This window comes from Paraburkholderia hospita (assembly GCF_002902965.1).
Lineage (GTDB): Bacteria > Pseudomonadota > Gammaproteobacteria > Burkholderiales > Burkholderiaceae > Paraburkholderia > Paraburkholderia hospita.
The window spans coordinates 3,098,102-3,114,092 of record NZ_CP026105.1 but is presented as its reverse complement, the minus strand read 5'-3'; the positions used below and the strand labels follow the sequence as shown (position 1 = coordinate 3,114,092).

Here is a 15,991-nt window from a genome sequence, read left to right as displayed (position 1 = left end):
AGCCTACTACATGCCGCATAACGCGCGGCCGACCACGACACATGTCGCACAAACCAGGTTGACATAGCCAGCGACGCAGAGCGGCCGCCGGAATCACGGTTTCTTCCGGCCAGTTTGGTTCGGCGACGAACAGATCGCACCATCGCAAACCAATAACGTGGTGACTCGGGTGACCCACCCTAATCTCTAAGTGAATCATCCCGCCGCAAGCGACCGGGGTCTCAACTGCGCTCCCCAAACGCCGGTCTTCGAGCGGCCTGCGCCGCAGCGCGGCGCTTGCATGCTACGGAAGGATCTGATCATGAAAGATCTGGAGCGCCACGGCTCCGCCGAGCGCGTTATGTTTGTGCCGACCGAACGATGCATCGCGGCATCCCGGATCACTGAGTTCACCGCGGCGCTCGAAGCACACACCGGCCTCCTGCTGGCCGACTACGCGGAGCTGCACGCGTTCTCAGTACGCGAGTACCGGACCTTCTGGCGATTTTTTCTCGGCTGGTGTGAAGACATCGATCACGGCGGCGAGACCGAGCCGGTCTGTGTCGGCGACGACTGCGAGCACGCCACCTTCTTCCCCGGCGTCGAGCTCAACTATGCGGACAACCTGCTCAACCTGAGGGTCACCGGCGCCGATGCGCCGGCGCTGTGCGAATGTCACGCCGACGGGCTACGGGTGCGGATCACACGCGGCGAGCTGCGCGAGCGCGTCGCGCGTCTTGCCAGCGCGCTCGAACGCCTGGGAGTGCGCAGCGGCGATCGGGTTGCAACGGTGATGCATAACGACGCGCAGGCGGTGGTCACTGCGTTGGCAGTCGCGGCGATCGGCGCTACGCTGTCGAGCGCCTCGCCGGAGATGGGCGCCGACGCGCTGATCGACCGCTTCGCGCCGCTCTCGCCACGCCTACTGTTTGCGCACATCGCAAGCCGGGGCTCCAATACCGGCCGCACGCCGGCGGCAAACGTCGCGCGGCTGGCGGCCGCCTTGCCTTCGCTCGAAAGGATCGTCTTCCTCGACGACGGGCCGTTGCCGGGCAACGTCAAGCTGCCGGTTCATTCGCTCGGCGCGCTGATCGCCCAAGCCGACGCAACGGCCTTCGTCTGGCGGCGCTTCCCGTTCAACCAGCCGCTCTTCATCATGTTTTCGTCAGGCACCACCGGCAAGCCGAAATGCATCGTGCACGGCGCCGGCGGCACGCTGCTCGAACACCTGAAGGAACACCGACTGCATACCGACCTGCGCGCGGGCGACAAGCTCTACTTCCACACCAGCTGCGCCTGGATGATGTGGAACTGGCAGTTGTCGGCGCTCGCGTCCGGGGTCGAGATCGTCACATATGACGGCCCGCTCGCGTCCGTCGATACGTTGTGGCAGCTGGTCGCCGACGAGCGCGTGAGCATGTTCGGCACCAGCCCGGCTTACCTGAAGATGTGCGAACAGGCGGGCCTCGAGCCCGCACGGCAATTCGACCTTTCGGCGTTGCGCGCGATGATGTCGACCGGCGCGGTGCTGTACGACGGGCAATATCACTGGGTGCGCGAGCATGTTGGTAACCTGCCGCTGCAGTCGATCTCCGGCGGGACCGATATCATCGGCTGCTTCGTGCTCGGCAACCCTAATCTGCCGGTGTATGTCGGCCAGGCGCAATGCAAGAGCCTTGCGCTCGACGTGCAGGCGTGGGAGAACGGCGCGCCCGCGCACGGCGTCGGGCAACTGGTCTGCGCGAATCCGTTCCCGTCACGACCGCTCGGGTTTTTCGGCGATGCGGACGGCTCCCGCTTTCATAAAGCCTACTTCATGGCGAATCCGGGTGTCTGGACACATGGCGACCTGGTCGAGTTCTCGACGCAAGGCTCCGCGCGCATGCACGGCCGCTGCGACGGCGTGCTGAACGTGAGTGGCGTCAAAGTCGGTCCTGCGGAGATCTACCGTGTACTGAACGACATCCCCGGTATCCGTGACGCGATGGTCGTCGATGGGCGTGCTTTGCCCACTTCAGCCGCCGGGCGGGGCGCTGCTGTGAGCACGGGCGTGCCGGCGCGTTCGCGTGAGCGCTGCATTGTCCTGCTTCTTGTGCTGCAGGACGGCGTCGCGCTCACCGTCGCGCTGCAGTCGCAGGTGCGCCGTGACCTCGCACGCCGCGCGTCACCAGCGCACGTGCCGGACGTGATCCTCGCGGTCGATGCATTGCCAGTCACGCACAGCGGCAAGCCGTCCGAAGCCGCTGCGCGCGATGCGATCAACGGGCTGCCGGTTGCCAACGCAGCGGCGTTGCGCAACCCCGAATGTCTCGACGTGATCCGCCAGCATCCAGCGCTGAATCTCGCGATGCGCACGCTGCCGCCGCCCGGCACCACTCGCGAGGCGCTCGAGCCTTACCTGCAAGCGCTGTGGGAGAGCCTGTTCTGCTTCAGCCCGATCGCTCGCGACGACAATTTCTTCGATCTGGGCGGCGATTCGCTGCTCGCCGCCGAGCTGGCGACGCATGTGCGTCAGGCGACCGGCCGCACGATTTCGCTCACGACGCTCCTTACGGCGCCGACCATCGCCGGGCTTGCCAACGCCATCGTCAACGATGCGGCCGACGCCCCGGCAGAATCGCTGGTGCTGATGCGCGCTGGAAGTGGTACGCCGCTGTTCGTCGCCCACAGCGTCACCGGATCGGTGCTGGAATGCCGTGCGCTGATCGGCGCGTTGCAGAGCCCGCGGCCGGTGTACGGGCTCATCGCGCGTCTTCTCGAAGGCAAGGAGGCTGCGCAACAGGACGTCGTCGAGATGGCACGCGGCTATATCGAGCAGATACGCATCGTGCAGGAACACGGGCCGTACGCGCTGTTCGGCTACTCGTTCGGCGGGCTGATCGCGATGGAGATCGCGCAGCAACTGCATCGCGCGGGCGAGGAGATCGAGTTGCTGTGCATGCTCGACACGTACGTGCACGAACATTGTCTGCCGTGGGATGCGTGGCTGCGTCATCAGGTTGGCTACGTCACGCGGCAGTGGCAGACGCTGCGTGAGATGCCGGCTGCGCAGCGCGGACGATTCATGCGCGGCAAGTTCGCTGGTGCGCTCGACCGCATGCGGCTGCGACTCGGACGCACCGCACACAAGCCGGCGCCTGATGCCGTCGGGCTGCCACCCATGCAGCGGCGCGTGCGCGAGACCATGCGGGTTGCGATGACGCGATACCGGCCGCGGCGATATCGCGCCGGACCAATCCTGTATATGGATGCGCTGATTCCGTTGGTGGACCGCGCCGATCCGATGTCACTGTGGCGACGTGTCGCGCGCGCCGGGCTGAAGGTCGTCGAGGTAGAAGGCGGCCACAGTGACATGCTCGTCGAGCCGTATTTGCTGGGGGTTGCACGGGCGCTCGACGACGCGTTGCACGGCGACGCGCCGCCGTCCCAACCGTCGTCGCCCCCAATCCTACAAACATAGAAACTAGCGTCCAGTCACGGTTCGCGTCGAATGACCGCCTGGAGATACACATCAGACGTTCAGTCAATTTCGACGCGAGACAGCTTAAGCGCTCGGAACCACTCTCTTCATCCGTCAGTTGCCACTGCTCGGGCGCAACGTCCAGACAGTCGCTGTATTCGTGCTGTCGTTGACTGCCGCGAACTGTGACTGGCCACTGCTGCTGAGTCCGAACGCGAGGCCGAATGCGGCACCCGCTGCCGGATCGACCTGCATCTGCGCGATGAAAGTACCGCCGGGCGTAAACTCGACGATTTCGCTCGAATGCTGCGGATCAGGGGGGTTCACTGCGTCGCCATTCGCCGTCACCAGATCTCCATTGGGCGCGAGCGCCAATGCCAGCGGCCCGTGAAGGTGGGTGTTGTCCTGATAAATCAGCCTTCCCATGCCACCATCGTGCTTGAGCGCCAGCGCGCCCGAGACTGCGAATACCGCGTTGTCACCGGTTGATGCGACATAGAGGACATCATGGGGCGCGTCGTAGGCTAGTCCCGTCGGGCCGACAACGAGCGCCGCGGGGTCGGTTCGGTGCGCGTAGCCGGACGCGATGATGTGCGAGCTACCCGAAAGCATCGCGCCGCTGTCCCCAATGTTGATATCGATCCTTGCCACTGTTCCGTTCAACACGTCCGAGACGAACGCCGTGACTCGCGGCCCCTGATCGATGGCTACCGTCATATCCCACGGACCGTCCAGGAGGGTGGAATCTTTCAGTTCACCAACGAGTTTGCCTTGGGGGTTGATGACCAATAGCGAGCCGGGTGGGCGAATGTTCGTGCCGTTCGTCGTGGGAAGATTGCCCACCAGCACAAAGCCGCTCTTAAGCACTGCAAGTGCGGTGGTGAGGCCCAGATTCTGTCCTTGGAAAAAGGCTACTGGCTTGCTGTCGGTCACGAGCTTCACGATGGTCGTCCCCGTGCCTTGCTTGTTCGACGCGGCGTTGAAGTTGGATACCACGACGTCTCCTGGGCTCAGTGTGCTCCACGACGGCACGCCGCTGGGCACGAACGCAATGCCGTACGGATTGACATCGCCCCTGTTTGGCACCGTCGATGCGACAGTGGATGTCGGTGGAAGGATCGGCTCTCCAATTGCAACGGAGGATCCCAACGACAATGCAACGAGACCGATTCCACACACAGCGCCGCGTAAATGCCGGGGCATGAAGCGGGGTAGCGAATGCAGTTTCGACGAGTGGAGAAGCTGAGTGGTTGATTCGAAGGCAGAGAACTGACGCGGAGCTTTCATGGGGCACCTCCTTCATTTAGGGACCACCCCAGCTGCGAGGGCGGCTGGGCAAACTCAGATGGTCTGCAATGCTTCAAACGAAAAGCCGCATGGGGTGGGTTTCATAACAGAGAAAGTTTATGAAGCAAGCGCGTATGACGCACTCCGCGTACTCGCCACAACATCCGGCTGCATTCGCGCACGACCTTAAGGAAAGCTTAAGAAGTCACTGTTCGTTGTCGCAGTAGCAAAGTTGCGTCAGGTTGCAGGCGTAACGGCGTCGCGGTAGTTTAATCGCACCACGTCGCCCTCGGCCGGAAGGCCGATTGTTTCCAATGGTACGTTTGCGCGCGCCGTGAGATCCGGACCTGCTTGCCGCGCGATTCATTTTTGTCACACCGAAAGAACGGGCGATCAACATGGGTTGTTACGTGGGCGCACCCTGACGTTGGTTTTGAAGACGACTCGTTTTTTGCAGCGCTGGTGCGCATGCGTGAGCAAGCGCTGAAATCGTCGGCCGTCCTGCCGCGCGACTAGCGCGATGCCATTTTTTTCGAGCGACTCGACATCGACTTTCTTGTGTTGGTGGTCGGACATGATCACAAGTAGGGCTGCCATGCGGTTTGCCTTGCCGTTAATGTACTCACCAAACGCAGCCCGAAGACCTCCGACGGGTCGTCGGAAATCGCCCCTTCTTCGATATAAAAAACGGAGTACCCGCCAAGGAGAGGATGTACAGAAGTGAATCAGCCACGCGCCGTAATGGAAGCGTTTGTCAGGTGCTTCGAGGTATGGATGGAAGAACTGCGTAGCGAATGATCTTTCCGATCGGCTGAGTACCGTCTCACACGGTGAGCATAATCAGTGCCGTTTAATTCCGTCTTGGAGCCCGCTGATTAGGCTGCAGGCTCATTCGAACGTGACCGTTTCCTGCCGACCCCCTCGGCCAGCGGAAAGCAAATACTGGAAGGATATGGCTCAATTGGAGATCAGATTCCTGACCGCAGAGAAGGCAAGGGCCGGTAGGCACGTGTCGTTCCGTCGTGGATATGCATCATTGGAGCATCTACGCTTCGTTTTTGATGAGGCATGGTTCATCGAACAGCCGTTAAAGGCCGGACCCAGCAATACCAGCATCAGCGTCGGAAATATGCAGAATATCAGCGGTCAATTTGACTGCGATCCCAGCCGCCTCTTCCAGCGCCGGCTTGCAGATGGCCACTGGCAGCGCGCAGGTCGTCTGCGACTGGTGGTCGATGCCACTGCGGTCGCGGCAACGGCCGACGTGCCGAGCGTGGCGCCCGCATTGGGCCCCAGCTAAAGTCAGAGAAGAATGTGCCGATAGGAAGGCTAAGAAAGTTGCCGATATGGCCAGGCAGCAAGCTCAGTATGTAACAGGCTTATCTGAAGGTTGGCAGGTGTTAGCTGGCATCGATATATTATGTAGTACGCGTGAACTAAATAATACTTATCGACTATATCGCATAATCATGTGATGCTCTGCGGCAAATATGCGATCTTGGAAACGTGACAATGAGTACGTCGGCACAGCGTGGGGTTCTTGAGATCCGGAGGGAGAGATGGAAGACAGATGGGCCGATTACCTCATCTATGAAGCGCGTTTTGATGCGACGCAAACGCGTATCATTCGTCTCAGACTCGCGATAGACAACGGAATCGCGGTAGACGAAAGTGGTGAATACCTCCGTCAGGACGTGGTGTCGGCTATCAAGAGCGGTTCAACGTTCGCGACAGTTTTTCAGGATCCGGGCACCGGTGACTGGACATTCGGACATCAAGTTTTTCTTGCTGCGGTGAATGGTGTCGAATACGTCAAAATCGGGGAGAGCGCGAGTGAAAAGGACGACCTTGGCGACACGCCTAGCTTCTAAGTTCAGCAAGGGCTCAGTGTATGAATTTGCGACGATTGATATACCTGTCAGCGAAACCTAGCTCCGAGATCCGCCAATACTTCGAGGAACGCGACTGGGATGTGAAAGCAGTCAGATCATCGAAGGATGCAAAGAAGGCCGCCGATGACGCCGAGGCCGCTGGTGGACTACTCGACCTTGCAGCGGGGTTGCCGTCCCACGAGATCGAGGCGCTCGAGACAGGCCTTTCAATGCCCAATGTCGGTTGGGTTGCGATTGTCTCGCCGGGACAACTCGGCGATGCGACACTGCGACACCTCGTGCGCGACTACTGTTCAGACTACGTGACAGTACCGTTCATCCCCGAAAGGGTGGGCAGAGCTGTTGGACATGCGCACGGAATGGTTGAGTTATCTGGACCGCCACGGGAAGATTTCATACATTCGGTTGCCGAAGGCGAGATGATCGGGGCATGCGAATCGATGCTGGCAATGTTTCGATCGATAAAGAAGATAGCGTCAACGGATGCCCCCGTTTTCATCGCAGGGGAGTCTGGGACGGGGAAAGAACTGACAGCTGCTGCAATTCATCGCCGCTCTTCTCGTCGTAATTTTCCGTTTATCGCAATTAACTGCGGCGCTATATCCCGCGATCTTGTTCAGTCTGAGCTTTTTGGCTACGAACGCGGCGCCTTTACCGGTGCGACGCAACGCAGGATAGGGCGTGTCGAAGCGGCTAGCGGAGGCACGTTGTTTCTGGACGAGATTGGTGACCTGCCGATCGACAGCCAGGCTAGCCTCCTGCGGTTTTTGCAGGAGCGCAAGATCGAACGCCTGGGCGGGCTGGAATCCATTGATGTCGACGTCCGCCTCATTTCCGCGACGCACGTCGACCTGGAATCGGCGATAGCTGAAGGGCGCTTCCGACAGGATCTTTATCACCGGCTTTGCGTGTTGCGTATCGTCGAGCCACCGCTGCGCGAGCGAGGCACCGATATCGAACTGCTTGCCTTTCATTTGCTCAGCCATTTCCGGAGGGAGGCGGGTAGGCGGCTGCAGGGCTTCTCGCCCGATGCCATAGATGCGATGCTTCGATACACTTGGCCCGGCAATGTGCGCGAACTGGGAAATCGGGTGCGGCGGGCGGTCGTGATGACCGACGGACGACTGATTACAGCGAAGGATCTCGAACTGGATCACGTCGCGGGTCAAGTGCCATTATTGCTGAACTCGGCGAGAGAGACAGCCGAGCGAGCGGCAATCGAACGGGCGCTGCTACGGCATCGCGGACGATACGGGGAGGCCGCGCGCGATTTGGGCATATCGCGAGTTACGCTGTACCGTCTCATGGATGCTTACCGGATGCACGAGCCGGACACTGTAGGTTCCAAACCTCGCAAGCGCCGTCATCCGCCGGGCTGATGGGATTTCGCACTCCCACGGCAAACACAGGTGAAGCTCAAACCCGGGCATGAGGCGCATGCTGCCCTGACCATACGTGTGCGTTGCGAATCCGCTGCGTAAAGTTCATCGAGAGTGATGTCATCGCGGCGCCGGTCATAGAACTGAGTGGTGCGGGGGACGCGTCATCGCCGCCGCATCTTCGAGCGTGCCGCCGCTCTTCAGTTGGCGATGATGCCAGTCGCGCACGTGTGCGGCGCCGCGCACTCGTGGCCGGGATCGGCACGGCGACCGGCAATACCATCGCATGGGCGTTCGCCTGTTGGCGTATCACTTAGCTGCCCGGTGCCATGCCGGACCCTACGGAACAGTGGCCAAGTGTGCCGTTTCGTAGCGCATTGCAGCAATCTCGCATGCAATCAAACGCTTACAGCGGTTACCCTATAAGTTGTCCACAGGTTCATCCACCTTTTCGGTGCACAACTTTCACAGAAGCGTCATGTGACCCAAGAAAAGGACAATAGAAACAGTTGCCAAGCCGTCAATGCGCATAAGGGGATAACTTTCGGTCGCGGGCATGCCGCGCCCGTCCGTGCACAACTGTGCTGCCCACACTGACGTGTGGACAGCCCCGGCTCGCTGGCCGTGGTTCCGCAGTTGCACACCGGCGTCGCGACGCTTTTCCTACGGCCTGACGCGCCCTAGCGAGTAGCGAACTTTTCAGGTATGGCGAATGCTGCCCTCAATAAGCATGGCAGCCGGTTCTAGACGGTGGGATGTGGCCCCCGTTCAGAACGGCGCGTTTGGACTGCCGGGCGCTTTATCAGGACGCCCGGCCTTTTTCTCAGTCGTCGTCATCGTCCTCATCCTCACCACGCCTTCTGACCGGGCAAATTTGCGGTATGCGTCGTGTATTCCGGCATCCTGTAACGCGGTGTCGCATTCGTCACACTGTGGCTGGGCCGCTGCAGGAATGTTGACTAGTGTTTATGCTTCGATCATCTCCTCCATGTCTCCTCCTGATATATGGATTAAGCCCGCCTACTGAGGCGGGCTTTTTTTATGGTGTGCCGAGCATGCCCAACAGCTTGGGGGTGAGAGTCCCCTGCCCAACCTGATGGTGGTGAAGGGCTAGTGAAGCGCAAGGGCGTCGTCGTGAGGCGGGGTCTGAAGGAAGCGTGTAGCAAAGCCACGACCTGACGAACAGAAACCAGATACGAGGCCTACCCAGTCGGACGAGCGAGCCATTGATCGCGAAGTCCACGACCATCAAGGGCTGGGGTGGTAGATCTGGCAGGTGTGTGGTGAAGGCGGTTGGGCTTACCTCGGGAGGCCTGCGCGGTGTCCTGGAATCAGGACTGAGCGGCCCGCAAGGGCCGTTGACCACCGCGCAGGAGTCAGCAGAAGGCATAGTAGGGCGGTGGTTATGCCTGAATGGGCGGCGACAATCATTGGGTCCGGTGTAGCGACATTCATCTTGGCCGGTAGTGAGGAGTCGAAGGCGGCGTAGCCGCCGGAGACGACGAGCTACCGGCGGCGCCGGGTCGGCGGGGGAATAGGATGGCTGACTAAATCTGAAAAGAAGCGGTCAGCCCATGTCTGGAACCCGCATTACCGACCAACAGGTCCGCCTCTTCATGAACCATCGTAAACACCATACCCAGGAGTTCGCTGCGGCGAAGTCAGGCATGAGCGAGCGCACGGCGCGGCGGGTCGAACACGACGCCGGACTGCCGTCGCAGCAGCCCCGACGCTACTGGCGTTCGCGCCCTGATCCGTTCGCCGACGTCTGGGAGAGCGAAGTCGTCCCGTTGCTGCGCAGTGCGCCCAGGCTGAAGGCGATCACCCTGCTGCGCAAATTGCAGGAAGACCATCCGGCGCGCTTTCCCGACAGCATGCGGCGCACGCTTGAGCGGCATATCAGCCAGTGGCGTGCGCTCGAAGGGCCGAACAAGGAAGTGTTCTTCCCTCAAACGTATCAGCCCGGCGCGCGAGGCCTGTCGGACTTCACGCACATGGACAAGCTGGGCGTGACGATCGGCGGCGTCCCATTCAACCACCTGCTGTATCACTTCGTGCTGGCGTTCTCGCGCTGGGAGTACGCCAACGTGGTCGATGGCGGCGAAAGCTTCCAGGCGCTCGCGACGGGATTGCAGAACGCACTGTGGCAGGCAGGAGGCTGCCCGCGCGAACACCGCTCCGACAGCCTGTCGGCGGCCTTCAGGAACCTGCAGGAAGAGGAAGACTTCACAGTTCGCTATGCGGCGTTGCTCGAACACTACGGGATGGAAGGCACGCGCAACAACCGGGGCCTGGGTCATGAGAATGGCAGTGTCGAATCTTCACATCGCTACCTGAAGGATCAGGTTGATCAGGCGCTGGAGCTGCGCGGCCATCGCGACTTCGCCGATCGGGCCGCCTACGACGAGTTCGTGCGCGGGGTCGTGATGCGCCGGAACCGGCGCAATGCCGCGGCGTTCCAGATCGAGCGCGAATACCTGCTGGATCTGCCTGAGTACCGCACCACCGACTTCGCCGAGGAAGAGGCGCGCGTGACCCGCTGCGGCACCTTCACCGTGCGCTGCGTGCTGTACAGCGCGCCATCGCGGCTGATCGGCCATCGTCTGAAGGTGCGTGTCTACGGCGACCGGCTCGATTGCTACCTGTCCGGCGCGCTCGTGCACAGCACGCCGAGAGCCACGCGCACCAGCAAGGGTCGCGGTCGCGGCATCGATTACCGGCACTTCATCGACTCGCTTAAACGCAAGCCGCAGGCCTTCAGGGGCCTCGCGTTCCGGGATGATCTGTTTCCACGCGAAGCCTACCGCCGGACCTGGGAACGACTGGATCAGGCACTGACGCCACGCAGCGCCTGCAAGACCATGGTGGGGCTGCTGGAACTCGCCGGGAACCACGGCGTCGAGGCACAACTGGCCGAGCGGCTCGATGCATTGCTCGAGCTCGGTGAACTGCCTGATCTGAGGGCGCTGTTTGATGAGTTCGCGCCGCGCCAGGCCGAGTGTCCTGTGGTGGTGGTCGAGATGCCGACGGCCGCGCTTTATGACACGTTGCTCGATGAGGAGGTGCTCGCATGAACGCCCCCGCTTACGATGCCGGCCGGATGGCGCTGATGCTGGGCGAGCTGCGACTGCCAACGATCGGCCGGTTGTGGCCTGACTTCGCTGAGCGCTCGGACAAGGAAGGCTGGCAGGCGTCCCGGCTGCTCGGTGCGCTGCTCGAACATGAACTTGCCGAGCGGGCCAATCGAAGAATCGAGCGCCATCGCACCGAGTCACATCTGGATCCGACCAAGACGCTCGCCACCTTCGACTTCGGCGTTGTACCCATGGTCTCGAAGGCCCACGTAATGGCGCTGGCCACCGGCGATTCGTGGCTTGAGAAAGGGGCCACGATCCTCCTGTTTGGGCCACCCGGCGGCGGCAAAAGTCATCTTGGGTCTGCGATCGGACACGCGCTGATCGACGCCGGCTATCGCGTCCTGTACACGCGTACCAGCGAGATCGTGCAGAAGCTTCAGGTCGCACGTCAGAGCCTGCAGCTGCCTTCCGCACTCGCCAAACTCGATCGCTTCGACCTGATCATCCTGGACGATCTGTCGTATGTGAGGAAGGACCAGGCCGAAACCAGCGTGTTGTTCGAGCTGATCGCCGAGAGGTATGAGCGGAAAAGTCTTCTGATAACGGCCAACCAGCCGTTCTCCGGCTGGAGCGACGTCTTCCCGGACCCCGGCATGACGGTGGCCGCCATTGACCGGCTCGTCCATCACTCGACGATCTTCGAGCTGAATGTTGAAAGCTACCGTCGCCGCAAAGCCAGCGACAAACAGAATGCGCGCCGGCGTCAATTACCCAACAACAATGACGAAGGCGTCGCGACAACCATATGACCTCCTGGCCAACGACAACTCCTCCCGTTGACCGGCCCGATAGTTGCCGGTGGCCAGCCATGCTGCTGGATGCTATCTACGGCAACGTTACACGGTAACGCATGCGTGACGCCGTTACCGCGTAACGGAATCAGACAGGGGAAGAAAATGGCAAAAACAGCTGCGCAACGGCAAGCCGCGTACAGAACCCGGCGCCCTCATGCAGGCAATGACGGCAACGGTGAGCGACGCCTGAGCGTCTGGATCGACACCGGCGCCTCCCTGGCACTTGCCAGGCTGGCACGTCGTTACGCAGTAACGCAACAGGCATTGATCGAGCGGCTGGTCATTGCGGAAGATGAACGCATCCTCGCGGGAATTGAACTCGATTCGGCGCAGTGGCGTGCGTACTTCGCCGGCACATCGTTACGCAGTAACGATGGCGATCAGATACATGAAAAATTACCCAACGACAATAACGAAGGAGCAGCGACAACCATGACCACCTGACCCGCGGCAATTACCTTGGCCGACCGGCCAAGATGATTGTCGGTAAACCGGACATGCTGCTTGACGCTATCCAGCCTGAAGGCCTGAACGGAAAGGAGCGGCGAGTAAGCCGGAGAACTCGACATGGGAGCGCAGCAGAAAACGCATCGCGTCCTCGGCAGCGGAGGCAGGGGTGAAGCCCCGAGGGTCGCAGATCGAGGGGCTGAACCTGTGGCGGCGAACCCCGAGCCTGAAAGCCCGTCGGCTTGTGACCGACTGATGGAAGAAGTCTGCGAAAGGGAGAACCTGAAGCAGGCGTTGAAGCGTGTGAAAGCGAACAAGGGTGCACCGGGCGTGGACGGCATGACGGTTCAGGCATTACCGGCGTACCTGCGGGAGCATTGGCCGACGATAGGGGCCTCACTGCTCGAGGGAACCTACCAACCACAACCTGTGAGACGGGTCGAGATACCCAAACCGGATGGAGGGGGCGTGCGCAAGCTCGGTATTCCCTCTGCGCTCGACAGGCTCGTCCAGCAGGCGGTGTTGCAGGTGCTGCAAAGGCAGTGGGACCCGACGTTCTCGGACTCCAGTTATGGCTTCCGTCCGGGACGCTCGGCGCATCAGGCCGTGGCGCGTGCGCAGGGCTACATCCAGGCAGGACATGGCTGGGTGGTAGATTTGGATCTGGCGCAATTCTTTGACCGCGTGAACCACGATATCCTGATGTCCCGGGTGGCCAGCCGGATTAGCGACAAGCGTTTGCTGAAGCTGATCCGCGCCTTCCTGACCGCGGGTGTGCTGGAGAACGGGCTGGTTGGTGCAACGGATGAGGGCACGCCCCAGGGCGGTCCGCTGTCACCGTTATTATCCAATCTGATGCTCGACGATCTTGACAAACTGCTTGAGCAACGCGGACTGCGGTTCGTGAGGTACGCCGACGATTGCAACGTCTACGTATGCAGCGAACGTGCCGGCCAGCGGGTGATGGCAGGGCTGAAGGCCTTCCTCACCGGCAGGTTGAAGCTGAAGGTCAATGAAGCGAAGAGCGCGGTCGCGCGGCCTCGCATGCGGAAGTTTCTGGGATTCACGTTCTCAGGCGGAGACAGGGCCAAAAGGCGCATTGCGCCCAAGGCACTGGCCCGCTTCAAGGAGCGCATCCGGGAACTGACTCAACGCAAACGAGGGATCAGCATCGAGCAGTTGATGGAGCGGCTAAAACGCTACCTCACCGGGTGGCGTGGCTACTTCGGCTTCTGCGAGACGCCAAGTACATTACAGCGACTTGATGAGTGGGTGCGCCGACGAGTTCGCTGCATCTTCTGGCAACAGTGGGGCAACAGCCGCAACCGGTTCCGGGAGTTGACGGGTCGCGGAATTGACCGGGAACTGGCCGCCCAAACGGTCGGTTCTCCTCACGCTGCATGGCGCCTGAGTCATAGTCCGGCCCTGCAACGTGCACTCACCAACCGCTATCTTGGCTCCCTCGGACTTCCATCGTTGCGACTATAGCCGGTCAACCGGTCCGAGCCGCCGTGTACGGACCCGTACGCACGGTGGCGTGGGAGGGGTCGGGCCGCGAGGCTTGCCCCTATCCCGATGCCCGCCCGTGTCAGAGGTCGGCCGTCATAAAAAGATCGCGGAACTGTGTCCAATCGAATACATTCCAATGCAATGAACACGATCACCCGCATCCAAGAATTTTCTGACTGCTAGCGAACCTGAAGGATCTGACGGCCAGAGCGGCGATCATGATTTGAATCAAGCGCGCTGAGCAGGGCAATCTCGGGGATTGCAAAGATCTCGGAGATGGTGTCTCAGAAATGCGCATTGATGTAGGAACTGGTATCGCGTCTATTACGCTCGAGGGACGAGTGGTTTACCTGCTGCTATCTGGCGGCGACAAGTCCGCTCAAGCATCAGACATCCGCCGCGCGAAAGACCTATGGGAAAGCTTTAGGAAGGAGCCTTTGAAGCAGACGACCAGGATGTGCTTCTAGTGTCGTGAGTTAGAAGTTGTTGCATTAATCCGTGCGGTCCGGGATAGCAAAATGCTGCCTGAAAAGCCGCTCGGACTCACGTAACCCTTCCTCGGTGAAGACCACCGACTTCGTCTTGTTGACCGGGTCGCAAATGAAGCCCTTTTCGTAGAGGCGATTCAGCACATCCCAGTCGAAGCCTTTCCACGCGCGGTACTGATCGTGCAGAGTCAGGTAGAGAAGTGCGAGGGCGGCTTCGTCGATGGCGTCGGTATTGATATTCATGGCATTCATCCCACGGCCTTCTGAACCCGTACACAAAACCGTTCGAGACTGGCCAGGATCTCGTCGGCCGACTTGCTCCAGATGAACGGCTGGGTATTGGCGTTGTAGACGTCAAGGTAGTGCTGGATTGCATCTTCGAGCTGGCGCGTCGAACGATGTGTGCCGCGTCGGAGGTACTTGTCGGTAAGCGTGGCGAACCCTATCGCTGCAAGCGCAGAGAAGGGAGGTCAAGCATGAGCGGGAACAGGCGCTCTCGCGAAATGATTAACGTGGCCGTCGCGGCGATGCGGCTTCTGCCGCGCTTTTCCAGTCAAGCCCAGGCACCAGTTCTTCGCGGATCGCCACGGCGGGCACGCTTGATTCGCACGCCGACCACATTCCGGCCGGCGATCCTTGGCGCGTGTTCTGATGCAGCCAAGCACCACAGGTCTTACAACGGTATTGGACGTAATGCTTTACTGGCTTTCTCGGCGTTCCGAAAATGCCAGTTCCAAGTCGCTGAAGGTTTGTGTGTGGTTGCACTGTCGAAGGCATGCCAACCAGCAACTCGCAAGCAAGGCATCGTTCCATGTTGCCCTCCGACGCGGTTGATGCGCGGCGCATTAAATCAGCATACACCATCCTTCACGTCAGGGGCATCAAATGCCTGCCGGCATCCGCAGAGAAGAGCGATGGAGCGTGGACTCGCTTTACAAGCCGATCGATTCCATGCCGATTATCACGAGGAACGGTTCGTGATTTTGCTCAGCAGGGCTGTAGCCAGCCAACTTTGTAGGGATCGCACGCTGAATATGAGGACCGATGACCTGTCCCATCCGGTCATCGCTCGCGGCAAGTATTTCGCTTTCTACGGATCGCTCAATCACGACAACGATTTCGCGCGCGAACCGATTGGGACGCTCCGGCAACGGCATGCGACGCGTCACGAGAAAGTGTCGAGGATTTCCCGGCCGCACATTGCTTTCTGCATCGAATGCGGCCTCGATAAACGGCATCACACTTTCAAGTTGCGGCATCGGCGATCTCCCTCGAATTTTGGCAAATCCTAGCATGACCGAAGCAGCACAACGAGTAATCGAAACAACGAGAAAACCTGGGGTATCACCTAGCAGCGCAACTGATTCCACTGTCCGTCTGGGCTGAAACGATCTTCGGCAAGCACAAGCCGCATCGCAACACGCTGATGAACTGGATCCGCAACGGTCGCATCCGGCCGGTGCCACGCAAGGTCGGTCGCGAGTACTTCTGCAAGCCGAACGCCGAGTACGTTGACCCGGTCGCCGAGCGCATCGAAAGGATGGCAAATGGCCGCTAGGCGTCGTCAAGCTGCCCGGCGCAACTGGCCGGACAACTCTACAAGAACGGGAACGACTATT

General features: G+C 60.6%; 14 protein-coding genes and 1 pseudogene. 10 read left to right on the top strand and 5 right to left on the bottom strand.

Annotated elements, in window-relative coordinates; translation table 11 throughout:
• The first annotated feature begins 340 nt into the window (after window positions 1-340).
• Window positions 341-3,439 carry an acetoacetate--CoA ligase gene (locus C2L64_RS14175; protein WP_244144588.1) on the top strand — a complete coding sequence of 1,033 codons (3,099 nt, stop codon included), beginning with the start codon at window positions 341-343 and terminating at the stop codon, window positions 3,437-3,439.
• Window positions 3,440-3,553: 114 nt separating this feature from the next.
• Here the strand turns inward: C2L64_RS14175 and C2L64_RS14170 are convergent, their stop codons facing one another.
• Together C2L64_RS14170 and C2L64_RS14165 are read right to left on the bottom strand one after the other, a co-directional pair.
• Window positions 3,554-4,525: an NHL repeat-containing protein gene (locus tag C2L64_RS14170; RefSeq protein WP_090836438.1), complete on the bottom strand. Its 972-nt coding sequence runs from the start codon at window positions 4,523-4,525 to the stop codon at window positions 3,554-3,556.
• Window positions 4,526-5,119: 594 nt separating this feature from the next.
• The gene (locus C2L64_RS14165; protein ID WP_090836436.1) at window positions 5,120-5,323 is read right to left on the bottom strand and encodes a hypothetical protein; all 204 of its coding nucleotides are present in this window, start codon (window positions 5,321-5,323) and stop codon (window positions 5,120-5,122) included.
• Window positions 5,324-5,687: 364 nt separating this feature from the next.
• Between C2L64_RS14165 and C2L64_RS14160 the strand changes: the two genes are divergently transcribed.
• The 8 genes from C2L64_RS14160 (at window position 5,688) to C2L64_RS14125 (ending at window position 14,351) form a co-directional block, all read left to right on the top strand.
• Window positions 5,688-6,026 (top strand): hypothetical protein, encoded by a 339-nt coding sequence (locus C2L64_RS14160; RefSeq protein ID WP_143055756.1) that lies wholly within the window; start codon window positions 5,688-5,690, stop codon window positions 6,024-6,026.
• A gap of 259 nt (window positions 6,027-6,285) precedes the next feature.
• Window positions 6,286-6,597: a hypothetical protein gene (locus C2L64_RS14155; protein ID WP_090836432.1), complete on the top strand. Its 312-nt coding sequence runs from the start codon at window positions 6,286-6,288 to the stop codon at window positions 6,595-6,597.
• Window positions 6,598-6,617: 20 nt separating this feature from the next.
• Window positions 6,618-7,997, top strand: a complete 1,380-nt coding sequence (locus tag C2L64_RS14150; RefSeq protein ID WP_090836430.1) for a sigma-54 dependent transcriptional regulator — start codon at window positions 6,618-6,620, stop codon at window positions 7,995-7,997.
• Between the two features lie 1,574 nt (window positions 7,998-9,571).
• Window positions 9,572-11,071, top strand: a complete 1,500-nt coding sequence (gene istA, locus C2L64_RS14145; RefSeq protein ID WP_090836428.1) for an IS21 family transposase — start codon at window positions 9,572-9,574, stop codon at window positions 11,069-11,071.
• Window positions 11,068-11,883, top strand: coding sequence for an IS21-like element helper ATPase IstB (istB, locus tag C2L64_RS14140; protein ID WP_090836426.1), 816 nt, complete (start codon window positions 11,068-11,070; stop codon window positions 11,881-11,883). Before istA ends, istB begins: the two co-directional genes overlap by 4 nt.
• Window positions 11,884-12,030: 147 nt before the next feature.
• Window positions 12,031-12,372, top strand: coding sequence for a hypothetical protein (locus tag C2L64_RS14135; protein WP_244144579.1), 342 nt, complete (start codon window positions 12,031-12,033; stop codon window positions 12,370-12,372).
• A gap of 123 nt (window positions 12,373-12,495) precedes the next feature.
• Window positions 12,496-13,863: a group II intron reverse transcriptase/maturase gene (gene ltrA / locus C2L64_RS14130; protein WP_007730949.1), complete on the top strand. Its 1,368-nt coding sequence runs from the start codon at window positions 12,496-12,498 to the stop codon at window positions 13,861-13,863.
• Between the two features lie 248 nt (window positions 13,864-14,111).
• Window positions 14,112-14,351: a type II toxin-antitoxin system RelE/ParE family toxin gene (locus C2L64_RS14125; protein WP_322790653.1), complete on the top strand. Its 240-nt coding sequence runs from the start codon at window positions 14,112-14,114 to the stop codon at window positions 14,349-14,351.
• Between the two features lie 24 nt (window positions 14,352-14,375).
• On the opposite strand, the gene C2L64_RS14120 is transcribed toward C2L64_RS14125, so the two are convergent.
• The 3 genes and pseudogenes from C2L64_RS14120 to C2L64_RS14110 all read right to left on the bottom strand — a co-directional run bounded on the left by C2L64_RS14120 (window position 14,376) and on the right by C2L64_RS14110 (window position 15,631).
• Window positions 14,376-14,615 carry a DUF6429 family protein gene (locus C2L64_RS14120; protein ID WP_090836463.1) on the bottom strand — a complete coding sequence of 80 codons (240 nt, stop codon included), beginning with the start codon at window positions 14,613-14,615 and terminating at the stop codon, window positions 14,376-14,378.
• Between the two features lie 5 nt (window positions 14,616-14,620).
• Window positions 14,621-14,812 (bottom strand): annotated as a pseudogene (locus C2L64_RS54840) (IS630 family transposase); the annotation flags it as partial.
• A gap of 492 nt (window positions 14,813-15,304) precedes the next feature.
• Complete coding sequence (locus tag C2L64_RS14110) at window positions 15,305-15,631, bottom strand: hypothetical protein (protein ID WP_090836424.1); 327 nt, start codon at window positions 15,629-15,631, stop codon at window positions 15,305-15,307.
• 167 nt (window positions 15,632-15,798) lie between these two features.
• Here C2L64_RS14110 and C2L64_RS54835 point away from each other — a divergent pair, with 167 nt between their 5' ends.
• Window positions 15,799-15,930, top strand: coding sequence for an excisionase (locus C2L64_RS54835; protein ID WP_244144582.1), 132 nt, complete (start codon window positions 15,799-15,801; stop codon window positions 15,928-15,930).
• Window positions 15,931-15,991 lie beyond the last annotated feature (61 nt).

Coding starts and splice junctions, on each gene's coding strand:
- C2L64_RS14175 (WP_244144588.1), top strand. CDS start 341: ATGTTTGTGCCGACCGAACGATGCATCGCGGCATCCCGGATCACTGAG.
- C2L64_RS14165 (WP_090836436.1), bottom strand. CDS start 5,323: ATGGCAGCCCTACTTGTGATCATGTCCGACCACCAACACAAGAAAGTC.
- C2L64_RS14155 (WP_090836432.1), top strand. CDS start 6,286: ATGGAAGACAGATGGGCCGATTACCTCATCTATGAAGCGCGTTTTGAT.
- C2L64_RS14150 (WP_090836430.1), top strand. CDS start 6,618: ATGAATTTGCGACGATTGATATACCTGTCAGCGAAACCTAGCTCCGAG.
- istA (WP_090836428.1), top strand. CDS start 9,572: ATGTCTGGAACCCGCATTACCGACCAACAGGTCCGCCTCTTCATGAAC.
- istB (WP_090836426.1), top strand. CDS start 11,068: ATGAACGCCCCCGCTTACGATGCCGGCCGGATGGCGCTGATGCTGGGC.
- C2L64_RS14135 (WP_244144579.1), top strand. CDS start 12,031: ATGGCAAAAACAGCTGCGCAACGGCAAGCCGCGTACAGAACCCGGCGC.
- ltrA (WP_007730949.1), top strand. CDS start 12,496: ATGGGAGCGCAGCAGAAAACGCATCGCGTCCTCGGCAGCGGAGGCAGG.
- C2L64_RS14120 (WP_090836463.1), bottom strand. CDS start 14,615: ATGAATATCAATACCGACGCCATCGACGAAGCCGCCCTCGCACTTCTC.
- C2L64_RS14110 (WP_090836424.1), bottom strand. CDS start 15,631: ATGCCGCAACTTGAAAGTGTGATGCCGTTTATCGAGGCCGCATTCGAT.
- C2L64_RS54835 (WP_244144582.1), top strand. CDS start 15,799: ATGAACTGGATCCGCAACGGTCGCATCCGGCCGGTGCCACGCAAGGTC.